The following is a 17,069-nucleotide window of genomic DNA, read 5'->3' as shown; positions in this document are numbered from 1 at the left end:
GGACGTTCCCGCGTCCGGGGCCCCGCACGTTCCCGCGCGCGAAGCCCCGTTCGATTTCGCCCTCGACGAAATCCGTGGGTCCGCGCGCGGGGCAACCGCTGTGAGACGGCTGATCGGACGTCTCACAGCCTGGCCCGGCGTCCCGTCTCCCGTCGACAAGTGCGAAGATGGGTTCTCGGCAGGACAGGGCCCCCACCAAAGGGCCGAAACAAGAGCGGCCGAATACCAGCCGACCGACCGGTCGTCCCCACGCACGGGGTCCGGCGTACGGCGCACATGCATGGAGGACGTGACGTGGCGAACGACGCCAGCACCGTTTTCGACCTAGTGATCCTCGGCGGCGGTAGCGGCGGTTACGCCGCGGCCCTGCGCGGAGCGCAGCTGGGCCTGGACGTCGCCCTGATCGAGAAGAACAAGCTCGGCGGCACCTGCCTGCACAACGGCTGCATCCCCACGAAGGCGCTGCTGCACGCCGGTGAGATCGCCGACCAGGCACGCGAGGCCGACCAGTTCGGCGTGAAGGCCACCTTCGAGGGCATCGACATCGCGGCCGTCCACAAGTACAAGGACGACGTGATCTCCGGCCTCTACAAGGGCCTGCAGGGTCTCGTCGCCTCCCGCAAGGTGACGTACATCGAGGGCGAGGGCAAGCTCTCCTCGCCGACCTCCGTCGACGTGAACGGCTCGCGGGTCCAGGGTCGCCACGTCCTGCTCGCGACCGGCTCCGTGCCGAAGTCGCTGCCGGGCCTGGAGATCGACGGCAACCGCGTCATCTCCTCGGACCACGCGCTGACCCTGGACCGCGTGCCGCAGTCCGCGATCATCCTGGGCGGCGGCGTCATCGGCGTCGAGTTCGCCTCGGCGTGGAAGTCCTTCGGCACCGACGTCACGGTCATCGAGGGCCTCAAGCACCTCGTGCCGGTCGAGGACGAGAACAGCTCCAAGCTTCTCGAGCGCGCGTTCCGCAAGCGCGGCATCAAGTTCAACCTCGGCACGTTCTTCGAGAAGGCCGAGTACACCGAGGACGGCGTGCGCGTCACCCTCGCCGACGGCAAGACCTTCGAGGCCGAGGTCCTCCTGGTCGCCATCGGCCGCGGCCCGGTCTCGGCCGGTCTCGGCTACGAGGAGCAGGGCGTCGCCATGGACCGCGGCTACGTCCTGGTCGACGAGTACATGCAGACCAACGTGCCGACCATCTCGGCCGTGGGCGACCTCGTCCCGACCCTCCAGCTCGCGCACGTCGGCTTCGCCGAGGGCATGCTGGTCGCGGAGCGCCTGGCCGGTCTCAAGCCCGTCCCGGTGGACTACGACGGCGTGCCCCGGGTGACGTACTGCCACCCCGAGGTCGCCTCCGTGGGCATCACCGAGGCCAAGGCCAAGGAGATCTACGGCGCGGACAAGGTCGTCGCCCTCAAGTACAACCTCGCGGGCAACGGCAAGAGCAAGATCCTGAAGACCGCGGGCGAGATCAAGCTCGTCCAGGTCAAGGACGGCGCCGTCGTGGGCGTCCACATGGTGGGCGACCGCATGGGCGAGCAGGTCGGCGAGGCCCAGCTGATCTACAACTGGGAAGCGCTGCCGGCCGAGGTCGCCCAGCTCATCCACGCCCACCCGACGCAGAACGAGGCGCTGGGCGAGGCCCACCTGGCCCTCGCGGGCAAGCCGCTGCACTCCCACGACTGACGTCAGTCACCGGGCGCGACGACCAGACTTTCCGCTTCCCCAAGCTCTCGACTTCGCTCGAGCAGGGGAGTCCCCATCCGTAAGGAGCAACCGAAACCATGGCGGTTTCCGTATCCCTTCCGGCGCTCGGCGAGAGCGTCACCGAGGGCACTGTCACCCGTTGGCTGAAGGCCGAGGGTGAGCGCGTCGAGGCCGACGAGCCGCTGCTCGAGGTCTCGACCGACAAGGTCGACACCGAGATCCCCTCCCCGGCCGCCGGCATCCTGGCGTCCATCAAGGTCGCCGAGGACGAGACCGTCGAGGTCGGCGCCGAGCTGGCCGTCATCGACGACGGCTCCGGCGACGCGGGCGGCTCGGCCGCCCCGGCGCAGGAGGAGGCCCCGGCGGCCCCCGCCCAGGAGGAGGCTCCGGCCGCCCCCGAGCAGCAGGAGGCCCCCGCCCAGGCCGAGGCGCCCGCCGCCCCGGCGCAGTCCGGCGGTTCCGCCGAGGGCACCGAGGTCACCCTGCCGGCGCTCGGCGAGAGCGTCACCGAGGGCACCGTCACCCGTTGGCTGAAGGAGGTCGGCGAGGAGGTCGCGGCCGACGAGCCCCTCCTGGAGGTCTCGACGGACAAGGTCGACACCGAGATCCCCTCGCCCGTCGCGGGCGTGCTCCTGGAGATCGTCGTCGGCGAGGACGAGACCGCCGAGGTCGGCGCCAAGCTCGCCGTCGTCGGCGCGCCCGGTTCCGCCGCGGCTCCGGCCAAGGAGGAGGCCCCGGCCGCCCCCGCGCAGCAGGAGGCCCCCAAGCAGGAAGCCCCCGCGCAGGAAGCCCCGAAGCAGGAGGCTCCCCAGCAGGAGGCCCCGAAGCAGGAGGCTCCGGCCAAGGCCGAGGCGCCCGCCGCCCCGGCCGCGCCCGCCGCTGCCGCTCCGGCTCCGGCCAAGGCCGCGGCCCCGGCCCCGTCGGCTCCCGCCGCCCCGGCCCGGCCCACCCCGGCCGACGACGGCGCGTACGTGACCCCGCTGGTCCGCAAGCTGGCCTCCGAGAACGACGTGAACCTCTCCGAGGTCAAGGGCACCGGCGTCGGCGGCCGCATCCGCAAGCAGGACGTCATCGCCGCCGCCGAGGCCAAGCAGGCCGCCCCGGCCCCGGCCGCCGCCGCGCCGAGCGCCCCCAAGGCCCCGGCCCTGGAGACGTCCCCGCTGCGCGGTCAGACCGTCAAGATGACCCGCATGCGCAAGGTCATCGGCGACAACATGATGAAGGCCCTGCACTCGCAGGCCCAGCTGACCTCGGTCGTCGAGGTCGACATCACCAAGCTGATGAAGCTGCGCGCCAAGGCCAAGGACGCCTTCGCCGCCCGTGAGGGCGTCAAGCTGTCCCCGATGCCGTTCTTCGTCAAGGCCGCCGCCCAGGCGCTGAAGGCCCACCCGGTCATCAACGCCCGGATCAACGACGACGAAGGCACCATCACGTACTTCGACTCGGAGAACATCGGCATCGCCGTGGACGCCGAGAAGGGTCTGATGACGCCGGTCATCAAGGGTGCGGGCGACCTGAACATCGCCGGCATCTCCAAGAAGACCGCCGAGCTGGCCGGCAAGGCCCGTGGTGGTGGCCTCACCCCGGACGACATGTCCGGCGCCACCTTCACGATCTCCAACACCGGCTCGCGCGGCGCCCTGTTCGACACGGTCATCGTGCCGCCGAACCAGGCCGCCATCCTCGGCATCGGCGCCACCGTCAAGCGTCCGGTCGTCATCAACCACCCCGACCTCGGCGAGACCATCGCCGTGCGGGACATGACGTACCTGTCGCTGTCCTACGACCACCGCCTGGTCGACGGCGCCGACGCCGCCCGCTACCTGACCGCCGTCAAGGCGATCCTGGAAGCCGGCGAGTTCGAGGTCGAGCTCGGCCTGTAGTCAGGTCGAAGGTGAGGCTGTAACACTCGTCTCATCAGCGCGTACGCCCCCGTCCGGAGGACTCCGGACGGGGGCGTCGCCGTATTGTCTAGGGGTCACACGCCCTTGGGGCCCGCAGCCCCCGCCGGAGGAGCTCTCATGACCGCGCCCGTCGTTCACTCGCTGCGCGAACAGATCCGCGAGCACATCGTGGAGGGGATCGTCAGCGGGCGCTGGAAGCCGGGCGAGCGCATCGTGGAGCGGCGGATCGCCGTGGAGCTGGAGGTCTCGCAGACCCCGGTGCGGGAGGCGCTGCGCGAGCTGGAGACGTTGCGGCTCATCGAGTCGGCGCCCAACAAGGGTGTGCGCGTACGGAACTTGACGGCCGCCGACCTGGAGGAGAGCTACCCGGTCAGGGCGGGCCTGGAGGCGATCGCCGCGGAGCTGGCGGCGGAGCGGCTGGCCGAGGACTGCTCGGCCCTGGAACCCCATGTCGCGGCCCTCTACGAGGCGGACCGCGCCGCCGACGGCACCGGGCAGGTGCGGCACACGGTCGCCTTCCACCGGGAGCTGGTGCGGGCCGCGGACAACTCGGTGCTCCTGCACACCTGGGAGGGCCTCGGCATCGAGGTCTTCACGGCGCTGTCCATCCGGTGGCTCGGCACGGTCCAGCAGTCGTACGCGGAGGAGCACGAGGCCCTCGTCACGGCCTTCCGGCGCCGGGACCCCGCGATCGCGGAGCTGGTCAAGGCGCACGTCCTCGGCTGCGCGCCGCGCGCCTGACCGACGCGCTCATGCGTGAGGCGGGGGCCGCAAACGTGCTCCCACCTGCGCGGACTCCCCTCGATTTCCTTCAAATCGAAGGCACCCGGTGCCCTTTTCGCTGGCACCGGATGCCGACTTTCGCGTTCCGGGAAAGTTTTTCGTCGAACGCTTTGATCGATCATCGATCACGGGCTTACAGTCGGCGGTGGCCCTGAGGCGGACCCACACCAATGTTCCGCATCAGCGCCGCACGCCCTGTCCTGCCAGACAAGGCACCCCCACCCCTTACCGAAACAGGGGACCCCCTCCGACTCAGGAAGGCGGCGCAATGACCGACCCCTCCGCAATCCAGCCGAGCGAGCTCGACCAGCTCCCGGACCGCGACCCGGAGGAGACCGCCGAATGGCAGGCCTCCCTGGACGCCGTTACCCAGGCGGCCGGGCCGCACCGTGCCGCGTACCTGATGCGCCGCACGCTGGAGCGCGCCGAGGGCGCGGGCCTGGCGCTGCCCAAGCTCCTCGAGACCGATTACGTCAACACCATCCCCACCTCCGCCGAGCCGGCGATCGACGGCGACGAGGAGATGGAGCGGAAGATCACCGCGTGGAACCGCTGGAACGCGGCCGCGATGGTCACCCGCGGTGCCAAGCACGGCGTCGGCGGCCACATCGCGACCTTCGCGTCGGCGGCCTGGCTGTACGAGACCGGCTTCAACCACTTCTTCAAGGGCAAGGAGGGCGACGGTTCCGGTGACCAGCTGTACATCCAGGGCCACGCCTCCCCCGGTATCTACGCCCGCGCCTTCCTCGACGGCCGCCTGAACGAGGCGCAGCTCGACAACTTCCGGCGCGAGTCCGGCGGCGACGGCCTGCCCTCCTACCCGCACCCGCGCCGCCTGCCCTGGCTGTGGGAGTTCCCGACGGTGTCGATGGGCCTCGGCCCGCTCTCCGCCATCTACCAGGCGCGCTTCAACCGCTACCTCACCAACCGCGGCATCAAGGACGTCTCCGCCTCGCACGTGTGGGCGTTCCTCGGTGACGGCGAGATGGACGAGCCCGAGTCGACGGCGGCCCTCGCCCTGGCCGCCCGCGAGGGCCTCGACAACCTCACCTACGTCATCAACTGCAACCTCCAGCGCCTCGACGGCCCGGTCCGCGCCAACTTCCGCGTGGTGCAGGAGCTGGAGGCCCAGTTCCGCGGCGCCGGCTGGAACGTCGTCAAGGTCCTGTGGGGCAACGCCTGGGACGAGCTGTTCCAACTCGACACCACGGGCGCCCTGGTCCGTCGCCTGCGCGAAGTGCCGGACGCGCAGTTCCAGACGTACGCCACGCGCGACGCCGCCTACATACGCGAGCACTTCTTCGGCTCCGAGCCGGCGCTCGTGGAGCTGGGCAGGCTGCTGAGCGACGACAAGATCAGCGAGTGCTTCCACCTCTCGCGCGGCGGCCACGAGGCCCGCAAGGTGTACGCGGCCTACCGCGCGGCGCTCACCCACAAGGGCGCGCCGACCGTGATCCTCGCGCAGACGGTCAAGGGCTTCACCCTCGGCAAGGGCTTCGAGTCCAAGAACGCCAACCACCAGATGAAGAAGCTGACGGTGGACGAGTTCAAGGACATGCGGGACCGGCTCGACCTGCCGATCCCGGACAGCGCGTTCGTCGACGGCCAGGTGCCCTACGGCCACCCCGGCGCCGACTCCCCCGAGGTCCGCTACCTCCAGGAGCGCCGCGCGGCCCTCGGCGGCCCCGCCCCGGCCCGCCGCACGCAGCCGCTCGCCCCGCTGCCCGCCCCCGCCGACAAGGCGTTCGCCGCGTTCGACAAGGGCTCCGGCTCGCAGTCGGTGGCGACGACCATGGCCTTCGTACGCCTGGTCAAGGACCTCGTACGCGACAAGGAGACCGGCAAGCGCTGGGTGCCGATCGTCCCCGACGAGGCGCGCACCTTCGGCATGGAGTCGCTCTTCCCCTCCCTCGGCATCTACTCGCCCAAGGGCCAGACGTACGAGCCGGTCGACCGCGACCAGCTGATGTACTACAAGGAGGCCAAGGACGGCCAGATCCTCAACGAGGGGATCACCGAGGCCGGTTCGATGGCGGACTTCATCGCCGCGTCGTCGTCGTACGCCACTCACGGCGAGGCGATGATCCCCTTCTACATCTTCTACTCCATGTTCGGCTGGCAGCGCACCGCCGACCAGATGTGGCAGCTCGGCGACCAGCTCGGCCGCGGCTTCCTCGTCGGCGCCACGGCCGGTCGTACGACGCTGACGGGTGAGGGCCTCCAGCACGCGGACGGCCACTCGCCGGTCATCGCGGCCACCAACCCGGCCGCCCTGACCTACGACCCGGCGTTCGCCTACGAGGTCGCCGCGATCGTCAAGGACGGTCTGCGCCGCATGTACGGCGAGGCGCTGCCCGGCGAGGACCAGAACGTCTTCTACTACCTCACCGTCTACAACGAGCCGATGCCGCAGCCCGCGAAGCCCGCGGGCGTCGACGAGGGCATCGTGCGCGGCCTCTACCGCTTCAACACGGCGGAGTCGGCCGGCCTCTCCCCCGCCTCCGACGCCCCGCGCATCCAGCTGCTCGGCTCCGGTACGGCCATCCACTGGACGCTCGCCGCGCAGAAGATGCTGGCCGAGGAGTGGAGCGTGGCCGCGGACGTATGGTCCGCCACCTCCTGGACGGAGCTGCGCCGGGACGCCCTGGAGGCGGACGAGGCGCTGCTGCGGGGCGAGGAGCGCACCCCGTACCTCCGTACGGCGCTCGAAGGCGCGCAGGGCCCTGTCCTCGCCGTCTCCGACTACATGCGTCAGGTCCCCGACCAGATCGCCCAGTGGGTCGAGCAGGACTACTCCTCGCTCGGCGCGGACGGCTTCGGCCTCTCCGACACCCGGGACGCGGCCCGCCGCCACTTCGGCGTCGACGCGGAGTCGATCGTCGTCGCGGCGCTGGCGCAGCTTGCCCGGCGGGGCGAGGTGCCGGCGTCGGCGGTGAAGGAGGCACGGGCCAAGTACGGCCTGTAGCCCTCCCGACGTCTCCCGCCCACCCACCCGTTCACCCGGTATCGCCGGGCAATCGGGCGGGTGGGCGGGAAAACATCCGCCGCGAAGCGGCGGCCCAGGAGACACCCCCGCCCAGCGCAGCGCAGCGCCCCGCATGATGGACCCATGCGCGCTGCCCGCCTCATCAAGATGGTGCTCCTGCTCCAGTCCCGCCCCTCCATGACCGCCGCGGAACTGGCCGCCGAGCTGGAGGTCTCCGAGCGGACCATCACCAGGGACGCGCAGGCCCTGTCAGAGGCGGGTGTCCCCGTCTACGCCGACCGCGGCCGCACCGGCGGCTACCGCCTGATCGGCGGCTACCGCACCCGTCTGACGGGCCTCGGCCGCGACGAGGCGGAGGCCCTGTTCCTGTCCGGAGTGCCGGGTGCCCTGCGGGAGATGGGCCTGGCGGACGCCGCCTCGGCGGCCCGCCTGAAGGTCTCGGCCGCGCTCATGCCCTCCCTCAGGGACGCCCCGCAGAACGCGGCCCAACGCTTCCACCTGGACGCGCCGGGCTGGTTCAAGGAGACGCCCGCCCCCGAGCTGCTGCCCGCCGTCGCGGAGGCGGTGTGGGACGACCGCCGGGTCACCGCCCGCTACCGCCGCCAGGAGTCGGAGGTGGAGCGGGAGCTCGAACCGTACGGGCTCGTGCTCAAGGCGGGCGTCTGGTACGTGTGCGCCCGCGTCCCCGACGACGGCACGCACCGCGTGTACCGCATCGACAGGTTCACCGAGGTCACCGTCGGCGACGAACGCTTCGTACGGGACGAGGGGTTCGACCTGCCGGGCTTCTGGGAGGAGCGGGCGGCGCAGTTCGCGCGGGCGATCCTGCGGTCCGAGGTCGTGGTGCGGCTCACCGAGGCGGGCGTACGGCAGCTCCCGTACGCGACCGACCGGGTGGTGGCGGCCGAGGCCATGAAGTCGGCGGGCGCCCCCGACGCGGCGGGCCGGGTGACGGTCACCCTGCCCGTCGAGAACGACGACGTGGCGTACGCCCAGCTCATGGCGCTCGGCCCGGAGGCGGAAGTGCTCGAACCCGCCCCCCTGCGCGAGCGGTTCGCACAGGCGGCGGCACGCTCGGCGGCGCTCTACCGGTAGCCGGCCACCGGTGCTCGGCTACCGGTAGCCGGTGACGTCCGCGGTGTCGCTCTCCTGGTCGACCTCGGTGAGGTAGCGCCAGGCGTCGGGCGCCGAGCCGTCCACGTCCGTGAAGCCGTACTCCTTGGCGAGGCCGCCGCTGGAGAGCGAGGCGCCGTTGTGCCGTGCCACGCCGGGGTCGGCGGCGAGCGCGACGAGGGCGCGGCCCACGAAGGCGGGCGTCTCGGAGATCGCGAAGTGCGGGTTCTGCGTGCAGCCCGCGCGCCAGTCGTCCTCGGTCACCTTGAAGTGGGTGTCGAGCATGGCCTCCGAGCGGAGCCAGCCGGGGGTGAGGCAGAGCGCCGTGCAGCCGTAATCGGCGACCTCCTCGGCGAGGTCGCGGGCCATGCGCAGCGGGGCGGCCTTGGCGAGGTCGTAGTAGAAGGGCTTGCGGTAGCGGGGGCCGTTGTACTCGGCGGTGCCGTCGGTGACCTCGACGATCAGGCCGCCGGGGTTCCTGACGAGGAGCGGCAGCGCGTACCGGCTGGTGACGATGTGGGTCTCGACGCCGAGGCGCAGGACGCGCAGCCCTTTGCCGAGGTCGTGCTCCCACATCTTCTTGTCCCATTCGACGTGGAGGTCGCCGCCCCAGATGTCGTTGACGAGGATGTCCAGGCGGCCCTGCTCGCGGTCGATCCGCTCGACGAGCGCCTCGACCTGGTCGGGTTCCAGGTGGTCGGTGGGTACGGCGATGCCCGTGCCGCCCGCGGCCCGGACCAGCTCGGCGGTCCCCTCGATGGTCTCGGTGCCGCGGCCGGTCTCGCTGAGGTGCTCGCGCGTGGTCCGCCCGGTCACGTACACGGTGGCGCCGGCGCGGCCCAGTTCGACGGCCATGGCGCGGCCCGCGCCGCGCGTGGCGCCCGCGACGAGGGCGATCTTCCCGGTCAGGGGGTGCGTGCTGTCGGTCGTTGGCCGTGTGATGTCCATGTCTTTGAGGCTTCCACCAAAAGGCGACAACTCCTGTCGGTTTTTCCATCGGCATGTGCGCGATAACGAGACAGCCGCATTCCGGCGTACTCCGCGTGCGTCCCCCCTCTCCAGGACCGATGCTGGACCCGTGATGGACGAGACGGAGTTCTGGGAGATCGTGGACAGCACCCGCGAGGCCGCCGGCGGCGACCCCGAGGACCACGCCGAGCTGCTGGTCGAGAGACTGCTGCGGTACGACCCGGAGTCCGTCCTCGACTTCGCACGCCACTTCGAGGCCCGTTACAACCGCGCCTACCGCTGGGATCTGTGGGGCGCGGCCTGGGTGCTGCTCGGCGGCGCGAGCGACGACGCGTTCGACTACTTCCGGTGCTGGCTGATCGGCCAGGGCCGGGAGGTCTTCGAGGGCGCGGTGCACGACCCCGACGCGCTCGCCGAGCTCCTGGACGAGTTCGACGAGGAGCTGGACGGCGACGGCGAGGAGCTGGGTTACGCCGCCGACGAGGCGTACGAGCAGCTCACCGGTGTCGTCGCCCCGGACCTCGGCATCCTGCCGGCCCCGCCGGAACCGGCGGGCACACCGCTCGACCTCGAGGACGACGCGGTGCTGGCGGAGCGCTATCCGAAGCTGTGGGCCCGCTTCATGGCGGAGTGACCAGGCAGGCTGATCACTGCGGCCTGATCATTCCGGATCGGCCCCACGGCTCGGCTCGCAGACCTCCTGGCCGTCCGCCTCCGGCGCGAACACCATCATCGTCACGTCGTCCCGTACCGTCCCGGCGTACCGCACCACGTCCGCCCACATCCGCTCGGTCAGCTCCGCCGGGTCGTCCAGGATCCCGGGGTCGGACTTGATCAGCTCGCTGAGGCGCTCGGCCAGCGGGTAGAACGCGCCGGACGCGTCCCGCGCCTCGCTCACCCCGTCGGTCAGACCGAGCAGCCGGTCCCCGGCGAGCAGTGGCACCGTCAGCTGCTCGGGCGGGGCCAGGCCCGCGATGCCGAGGCCGAGCGGGGGGCCGGCCGCCACGGCGAGCTCGGTGACCTCGGGCCCGCGCAGCAGCAGCGGCGCCGGGTGGCCGCAGGAGACGACGCGTACGCACGAGGAGTCGTCCGGGAACTCCAGGAGTACCGCCGTGGCGAACAGCTCGGCGTGCTCGTCGTCCGCCGAGTCCACGACGAGCCTGCGGTCCAGGCGCCCGGCGACGCCCTGGAGGTCGGGCTGGTCGAGGACCGCCTCGCGGAAGGCGCCGAGCAGCGCGGCGACCGTGCCGACGGCCGTGAGCCCGTGGCCCTGCACATCGCCGATCAGGGCCCGGACGGCTCCCGGGCCCCTGCGTACGTCGAAGAAGTCGCCGCCGACGAGGGACTCGTGCTCGGCGGCCTGGTAGAGGCCGGCACACCGCACCCGGCCGACCCGTTCCGGCAGCGGCGGCAGGACCGCGAACTGGGCCGCCTCGGCGACGGTGCGGACCGTGACGAGCTGGGCCTCGCGGCGGCTGCGCACCCACGCGAAGAGGATGCTGAGCAGCGCGATGAAGGTGATCGTCAGCGCGTCGCTGTTGCCGGGACGGCCGAGCCCGAAGCCCGGCAGGGTGAGCAGCGCGACCACGACGCCGCCGAGCAGCGCGGTGGCGGCGGGCCCGTACGACAGGGCGGCCAGCGGCGGGACGGCCGCGACCAGGAAGCTCAGCTCCACCGTCTTCGGCGTGATCAGCTGGACCAGGATGATCGCGACGAGGAGCAGCGGCGGCGGCCAGCGCACCCAGGGCGGGGGCGGCGTGCCGCGCAGCAGCCAGTCGCGCTCCTCCGCGTCACGACGTCTCGCCGCAGCCCTGATCATTACCTCACGCTCCTACGCGCGAGGGGCCACCGCACGCCGGGCCGGTCCTTCGGGTGCCCGGACCCGTGTGGCGGCGGGCCGGGATTCCCCGGGGGCAGTCACAGGGAGCGGCCCATGAGGACGTCGTCCACGTACCCGCCGTCCAGCAGGAACTCGCCGGGCAGCACGCCCTCGGTCACAAAGCCCTCCGCCTCGTACAGCCGTCGGGCCGGGGTGTTGTGCCCGAGCACCCGCAGGGTGATGCGGACCGCGCCCTGGCGGCGCGCCTCGTCCATGGCCGCCCGTATCAGCCGACTGCCGACCCCTTTGCCGCGTGCCTCCTCGGCGACCACGAAGCCCTGGATCTGGCGTACGTGCGCGTTGACGAGGAGCGGGGTGGGGAAGCCGAGCTTCACATAGCCGACGAGCCGCCCGTCCAGTTCGGCGACGAGGTGGTCGCCGGGGCCGGAGCGGTCGTCGAAGAAGGGCTCGTAGGGAGGCTCGGGGCGGGGCTGGACCGCGTGCAGCGTGGACCAGGCGGCGCGGTCCAGACGGGCGAGGGCGTCGTCGTCCTCGGGCAGCGCGATGCGTATGTGCGGGGCCGTCATGGCGCCACTGTACGGCGATCATCCCGCGCCCTCGTGGCGTTCCGGCCAGTCCCCGCCGTGCCCCTTCCCTGCGTCCCGACCCGGCGTCCCGGCCGGGCGTCCGCAGGCCTCTTCCCGGGGTTCGGGGGCAGGATGGGACCCATGGAACCCACACAGCCGACGCGTTCCCCGCAGCCGTCCCGGGTGGCCGTCGCCGGCGCCTCCGGGCTCATCGGCACGGCGCTCACGCGCTCCCTCGCCGCGGACGGGCACGAGGTGGTCCGGCTCGTGCGCAGAGCGCCCCGCACCCCGGACGAGGTGCGCTGGGACCCCAAGGAGGGGTACGTCGACACGGCCGGGCTCGTAGGCTGCTCCGCGGTCGTCAACCTCGCGGGCGCGGGGATCGGCGACCACCGTTGGACGGACGCCTACAAGCGGGAGCTGCGCGACAGCCGGGTCCTCGGCACGGCCGCGCTGGCCGCCGCGGTGGCCTCGCTCGACGAGCCGCCCCGGGTGTTCCTGAACGCGAGCGCGATCGGCTACTACGGAGACACCGGTCAGCGCGCGGTGGACGAGAGCGCGCCCGCCGGGGAGGGCTTCCTGCCGGCGCTGTGCGTCGAGTGGGAGGCCGCGACCGCCGCCGCCCAGGAGGCGGGCATCCGCACCGTCCTGGCCCGCAACGGCCTGGTGGTGGGCCGCGAGGGCGGCGCCTGGGGGCGGCTCTTCCCGCTCTTCAAGGCGGGGCTCGGCGGGCGCCTCGGGGACGGCAGGCAGTACTGGAGCCACATCTCCCTGCACGACGAGGTGGCGGCGCTGCGCCACCTCCTGGACACCGGGACGCTGTCCGGCCCCGTCAACCTCACCGCGCCCCACCCGCGCACCAACCGCGAGGTGACGGCCGCCATGGGGCGGGTACTGAAGCGCCCCACGCTCCTCACGGCCCCCTCGCCCGCGCTGCGCCTGGTGCTGGGCGAGATGGCCGGGGACGTCCTCGGCAGCCAGCGGGTGCTGCCGAGGCGCCTGCTGGAGTCCGGCTTCGTCTTCGCGTTCCCCGACATCGAGGACGCGATCCGGGCGGCGCTGCGGTAGTCGGCCGTACTCCGCAGAGGGGCACCCGGTGTGCGACCCGCGTGCGACCGTGCCCGGTCCGTGCGCGACTGCCCCCGGACGGTGCCGCTCCTACCCTCGTGCCGAAGTCGGGGATTCCTGGGCCCCGCCGAGGGCATCAGCTCCCCACCAGCCGCGCGACCTCTGGGAGGGCACGTGCTTGAGCCTGCGCACCATGCGGATGTCGTCATCGTGGGGGCCGGGGCCGCGGGGCTCGCGGCCGCGCACCGGCTGACCAGCGCCGGTGTGCCGACCCTCGTCCTGGAGGCCGCCCCTTGCGTGGGCGGCCGGATGTCGACCGACAAGGTCGACGGGTTCCGGCTCGACCGGATCGGACAGTTGCTCATCACCTCCTACTCCGAACTGCGCCGCACCCCGGGGCTCGACTCCCTCGTCCTGCGGCCCTTCGCGCCGGGCCTGCTGGTGCACAGCGACGGCCGCCACCACCGCGTGGCGGAGCCCCTGCCCGGACGGAGCGCGAGGGGCGCACTCACCGCAGCGCGCGCCCTGGCGAGCGCCCCCCGCACGGCATCGCGCGGAAGCACCCCGGCACGAGGCACCGCGTCCCGTGGCATCACATCCCGAGGCACCGCGTCCCGTGGCATCACATCCCGTGGCACCGCTCCCCTCGGCGGTCCGCTCGACCAGGCCCGGCTCGGGGCCGCGCTCGCCCGCCTGGCGGCGACCCCCGTCGAGCGGCTCCTGTCCCGCCCCGAGCTCCCCGCCGCCCAGGCCCTCTCCGCGCGCGGCCTGCCCTCGCGCACCATCAACGGGTTTCTGCGCCCACTGCTCTCCGCGCTGCTCTGCGACCCCGGTCTGACCACCTCCAGCCGGTGCGCCGACCTCGCCCTGCACGCCTTCGCGCGCGGCCGACTCTGTGTGCCGGAGGGTGGCGCGGAGGTCCTGCCCGAACGGCTCGCCGCCACGCTGCCGCCGGGCACGGTCCGCACCGGCGTCCGTGTCACGGCGGTCTCCACCACGTCCGTCACCACCGCCGAGCACGGCGAGGTCGCCTGCCGTGCCGTGCTGCTCGCCACCGACGCCCGCGCGGCCGCCGAGCTGCTGCCGGGCCTGCGCGTCCCGCCGTTCCACGAGCTGACGGTGGTGCACCACACCGCCCCGGAGCCGCCGCTGGACGGGCCCGCGCTCCTCCTGGACGCCGACCGCGCGGGCCCCGTCGCGCACACGGCCGTCATCAGCCGCGTGGACCCCTCACGGGCGCCCGCCGACCGCGTCCTCGTCTCCTCGACGGTGCTCGGCCCACCGCCCGACGAGCGGACGGTCCGCGCGCATCTCGCCGCCCTGTACGGCACCCCGACCGACCGCTGGGAACTGCTCGCCGTCCACCACACGCGCGAGGCGGTGCCCGCGATGCCACCGCCGCACGACCCGCGCCGCCCGGTCCGGCTGCTCTCGGGGCTCTACGTCTGCGGGGACCACCGGGACACCAGCACCGTGCAGGGCGCGCTGCACTCCGGCCGGCGCGCGGCGCACGCCGTGCTCATGGACTTCGGCCTCGCTCCGGCGCACGCCCAGGACGCCTCCCTCCCGGCCGCGGCCTGAGCCCCGGGCGCACCCAGCGCTCGAACGTGGGGGGCGTGCGGCTCAGCCCAGTGCCGCCACCTTGTCGCGGTACCCCCGCACGGGCGCCGCGTCCCGGTACGGCTCAAGGCGGCGCTCGAAATCGCGTACGTACTCATGGGCCCGTGCCGACCGCATCTCGCCGGCCGCCTGGGCCGCCTCGGCACCCAGCAGGCACGCCTGCTCCAGTTCGCCGAGGCCGAGCCGGGCCGTGGCGAGCACCACCCGGCAGAACAGGCGGCTGCGCGCGAAGCCGGGGGCGCGCAGTTGCAGGGAGCGCTCGGCGTGCTGGGCCGCGACGCGGTACTGCTGGAGGTCGCGGTAGCAGTGCCCCTGCTCGTCGGCCAGCTGCGCCTCGTCGAAGAAGCGGGCCCAGTACGGCACCTCGTCGCCCGGCCGGGACGCCTCCAGCGAGCGCTCGGCCCGCACCAGGGAGGCCGTGCAGGCCCGCGCCTCGCCGAGCACGCCGTGGCCGCGCGCCTCGGCGGCGTACAGCAGGGACTGCACGACGGGCGGCGCGGCGGAGCCGACGCCCTGCTGGGCCACCCGCGCGAGCTGCACGGCCTCCCGCCCGTGCCCGAGGTAGACGGCCTGGCGGCTCATCGTGACCAGGACGTAGGAGCCGTACGCCCGGTCGCCCGCCGCCTGCGAGAGGCGCAGCGCCTGGACGTAGTACCGCTGGGCCAGTCCGTGGGCGGCGATGTCGTACGACGTCCAGCCCGCGAGGCGGGTCAGGTCGGCGGCGGCGCCGAAGAGCCGCCGCCCGGCCTGCTCGCCGTAGGTGCCGCGCAGCATCGGCTCCGCCTCGTGTTCCAGGTAGCGGACGAGGGCCTGGCGGGCGTGGCCGCCGCCGTAGGTGTGGTCGAGGGCGCGGAACAGCTCGCCGACCGAGCGCAGGGCCGCGATGTCGCCGTTGGTGACGCGCTGTCCGGGGCCGCGGTCGGGCTCCCTGCGCTGGCGGGGCACCCCGGGGCGGCCCTGGGCGGGCACACGGTGGGCGGGGTCGGGCTCGCCGCGGCCGACGCGTTCGTCGGCCCGGCCGATCAGCCAGTCCCGGCTGGGCACGACGAGCCCGGCCGGGGTGAACGCGATCTTCCGCAGCTCGGCGTGGCTGCCGGAGTCCTTGCGCCACAGTCCGCCGACGATGTCGACGGCCTCTTCCGGGGTGGCCGCGAATTCGAGCCCGGCGTACACCGGCGCGCACGCGTCCAGCCCGAGGTCCTGGGCGGACAGGCGCCGCCCGAGACGTCTGGTGAAGACCTCGGCGATCAGCGCGGGTGTGGTGCCTCTGGGCTGCTGGCCACGCAGCCAGCGGGTCACGGACGTCTTGTCGTACCGCAGGTCGAGACCGTGTTCGAGCCCGAGCTGATCGACGCGGCGCGCGAGGCCCGCATGGGAGAACCCGGCTTCCGAGATGAGCGCGGCTAGCTGGCGGTTGGGAGTGCGCTGCGGGGGTCGTTCCGTCATCGGCTGTGCGGTCTCCTGCCTTCCGGACCTGCCTTGAGCAGCCCTTATGGCCTCGTGAACGGCGCGAATGTAACGGCCATCACAGTCCGCGCAGGCACCTTCGCCCCTCGTTCATCCGATCGTGTGAGGAACCCGGGCCGAGGTTGCCTGCCCGGGGGGCCCGTACAGTGGCCGGGGCGCGATATGTGCATGGTGAACGTTCAGGGAGGCACCTGCCGTGAATGAGTTTCGGTTCGTCCGACTGGGCTTCGGCCCGGACGCCGTGGAGTACCAGGAGGCGTGGGACGAGCAGCGCCGGGTGCACGCCGCCCGCTTCGCCGACGAGATCCCGGACACCTGCCTGCTCGTGGAGCACCCGCCGGTGTACACCGCAGGACGCAGGACCCAGGACAGCGAGCGGCCGCTGGACGGCACGCCCGTCGTGGACGTGGACCGGGGCGGCAAGATCACCTGGCACGGCCCGGGCCAGCTCGTGGGGTACCCGATCCAGAAGCTGCCGCGTCCGGTGGACGTCGTAGCACATGTGCGGCGCCTGGAAGAGGCTCTTATCCGTACGTGTGCGGAGTTCGGTCTCCAGACCTCGCGCGTCGAGGGCCGCAGCGGGGTCTGGGTGCTCGGCGACCCGGTGGAGCAGCGCCCCGCGCTCGGCGGCCTCTCCCTGGACTTCGACCCGCGCCTGACGGACGAGGAGTTCGACGCGCGGTTCAACGGTCCGGAGTACGCCCCGTCCAACGCGGGCCAGCGCCGCGAGGACCGCAAGATCGCCGCGATCGGCATCCGCGTGGCCAAGGGCGTGACGATGCACGGCTTCGCGCTGAACGTGAACCCGGACAACACCTGGTTCGACCGGATCATCCCGTGCGGCATCCGTGACGCGGGCGTGACGTCGCTCTCGTACGAGCTGGACCGCGAGATCACGATCTCCGAGGTGCTGCCCGTGGCCGAGCGGCACCTGCGGGACGTGCTGGAGAACGCGGAGCTGAAGCCGCGCCTGGTGGAGAAGGCCGCCGTCTAGGGCGGGCCCGTCGGACCCGGGGGGAATGCACCCCGTTGGCCAGAGGTTGGCCGGA

13 protein-coding genes are annotated in these 17,069 nt (G+C 72.8%); 9 read left to right on the top strand and 4 right to left on the bottom strand.

Features of this window, described 5'->3' with window-relative positions; all coding sequences use genetic code 11:
- The first annotated feature begins 294 nt into the window (after positions 1–294).
- The 5 genes from lpdA to ACZ5GP_RS04340 all read left to right on the top strand — a co-directional run bounded on the left by lpdA (position 295) and on the right by ACZ5GP_RS04340 (position 8,472).
- Positions 295–1,683, top strand: coding sequence for a dihydrolipoyl dehydrogenase (gene lpdA / locus ACZ5GP_RS04360; protein WP_468749333.1), 1,389 nt, complete (start codon positions 295–297; stop codon positions 1,681–1,683).
- 98 nt (positions 1,684–1,781) lie between these two features.
- A complete protein-coding gene (gene sucB / locus ACZ5GP_RS04355; protein WP_468749332.1) occupies positions 1,782–3,587 on the top strand; it encodes a 2-oxoglutarate dehydrogenase, E2 component, dihydrolipoamide succinyltransferase in 1,806 nt (601 codons plus the stop codon).
- A 138-nt stretch (positions 3,588–3,725) separates the two neighbouring features.
- Entirely contained in the window at positions 3,726–4,349 is a 624-nt protein-coding gene (locus ACZ5GP_RS04350) for a GntR family transcriptional regulator (RefSeq protein WP_468749331.1), read from the top strand.
- A 310-nt stretch (positions 4,350–4,659) separates the two neighbouring features.
- Complete coding sequence (gene aceE, locus ACZ5GP_RS04345) at positions 4,660–7,356, top strand: pyruvate dehydrogenase (acetyl-transferring), homodimeric type (protein ID WP_468749330.1); 2,697 nt, start codon at positions 4,660–4,662, stop codon at positions 7,354–7,356.
- Positions 7,357–7,500: 144 nt separating this feature from the next.
- Positions 7,501–8,472 (top strand): helix-turn-helix transcriptional regulator, encoded by a 972-nt coding sequence (locus tag ACZ5GP_RS04340; protein WP_468749329.1) that lies wholly within the window; start codon positions 7,501–7,503, stop codon positions 8,470–8,472.
- Positions 8,473–8,490: 18 nt separating this feature from the next.
- Here ACZ5GP_RS04340 and ACZ5GP_RS04335 read toward each other — a convergent pair whose 3' ends face one another.
- Positions 8,491–9,438, bottom strand: coding sequence for an SDR family oxidoreductase (locus ACZ5GP_RS04335; RefSeq protein WP_468749328.1), 948 nt, complete (start codon positions 9,436–9,438; stop codon positions 8,491–8,493).
- A 133-nt stretch (positions 9,439–9,571) separates the two neighbouring features.
- Here ACZ5GP_RS04335 and ACZ5GP_RS04330 point away from each other — a divergent pair, with 133 nt between their 5' ends.
- The gene (locus ACZ5GP_RS04330) at positions 9,572–10,093 is read left to right on the top strand and encodes a DUF4240 domain-containing protein (protein WP_468749680.1); all 522 of its coding nucleotides are present in this window, start codon (positions 9,572–9,574) and stop codon (positions 10,091–10,093) included.
- Positions 10,094–10,120: 27 nt separating this feature from the next.
- Here the strand turns inward: ACZ5GP_RS04330 and ACZ5GP_RS04325 are convergent, their stop codons facing one another.
- Both ACZ5GP_RS04325 and ACZ5GP_RS04320 read right to left on the bottom strand, forming a co-directional pair.
- A complete protein-coding gene (locus ACZ5GP_RS04325; RefSeq protein WP_468749327.1) occupies positions 10,121–11,278 on the bottom strand; it encodes a PP2C family protein-serine/threonine phosphatase in 1,158 nt (385 codons plus the stop codon).
- Positions 11,279–11,376: 98 nt separating this feature from the next.
- Positions 11,377–11,865 (bottom strand): GNAT family N-acetyltransferase, encoded by a 489-nt coding sequence (locus ACZ5GP_RS04320; protein ID WP_468749326.1) that lies wholly within the window; start codon positions 11,863–11,865, stop codon positions 11,377–11,379.
- Positions 11,866–11,997: 132 nt separating this feature from the next.
- Between ACZ5GP_RS04320 and ACZ5GP_RS04315 the strand changes: the two genes are divergently transcribed.
- Positions 11,998–12,933 (top strand): TIGR01777 family oxidoreductase, encoded by a 936-nt coding sequence (locus ACZ5GP_RS04315; RefSeq protein ID WP_468749325.1) that lies wholly within the window; start codon positions 11,998–12,000, stop codon positions 12,931–12,933.
- Between the two features lie 174 nt (positions 12,934–13,107).
- A complete protein-coding gene (locus ACZ5GP_RS04310) occupies positions 13,108–14,514 on the top strand; it encodes an NAD(P)/FAD-dependent oxidoreductase (protein ID WP_468749324.1) in 1,407 nt (468 codons plus the stop codon).
- A gap of 42 nt (positions 14,515–14,556) precedes the next feature.
- Here ACZ5GP_RS04310 and ACZ5GP_RS04305 read toward each other — a convergent pair whose 3' ends face one another.
- The gene (locus tag ACZ5GP_RS04305) at positions 14,557–15,999 is read right to left on the bottom strand and encodes a regulator (protein WP_468749323.1); all 1,443 of its coding nucleotides are present in this window, start codon (positions 15,997–15,999) and stop codon (positions 14,557–14,559) included.
- Positions 16,000–16,216: 217 nt separating this feature from the next.
- Here ACZ5GP_RS04305 and lipB point away from each other — a divergent pair, with 217 nt between their 5' ends.
- On the top strand, positions 16,217–17,014 hold the full coding sequence (gene lipB, locus ACZ5GP_RS04300) for a lipoyl(octanoyl) transferase LipB (RefSeq protein ID WP_468749322.1): 798 nt from the start codon (positions 16,217–16,219) through the stop codon (positions 17,012–17,014).
- Positions 17,015–17,069: the final 55 nt, after the last annotated feature.

This window comes from Streptomyces sp. NPDC031466 (genome assembly GCF_055581265.1).
Note: the sequence above shows the minus strand (reverse complement) of the source record. Positions and strands in the feature narration are given on the sequence as shown.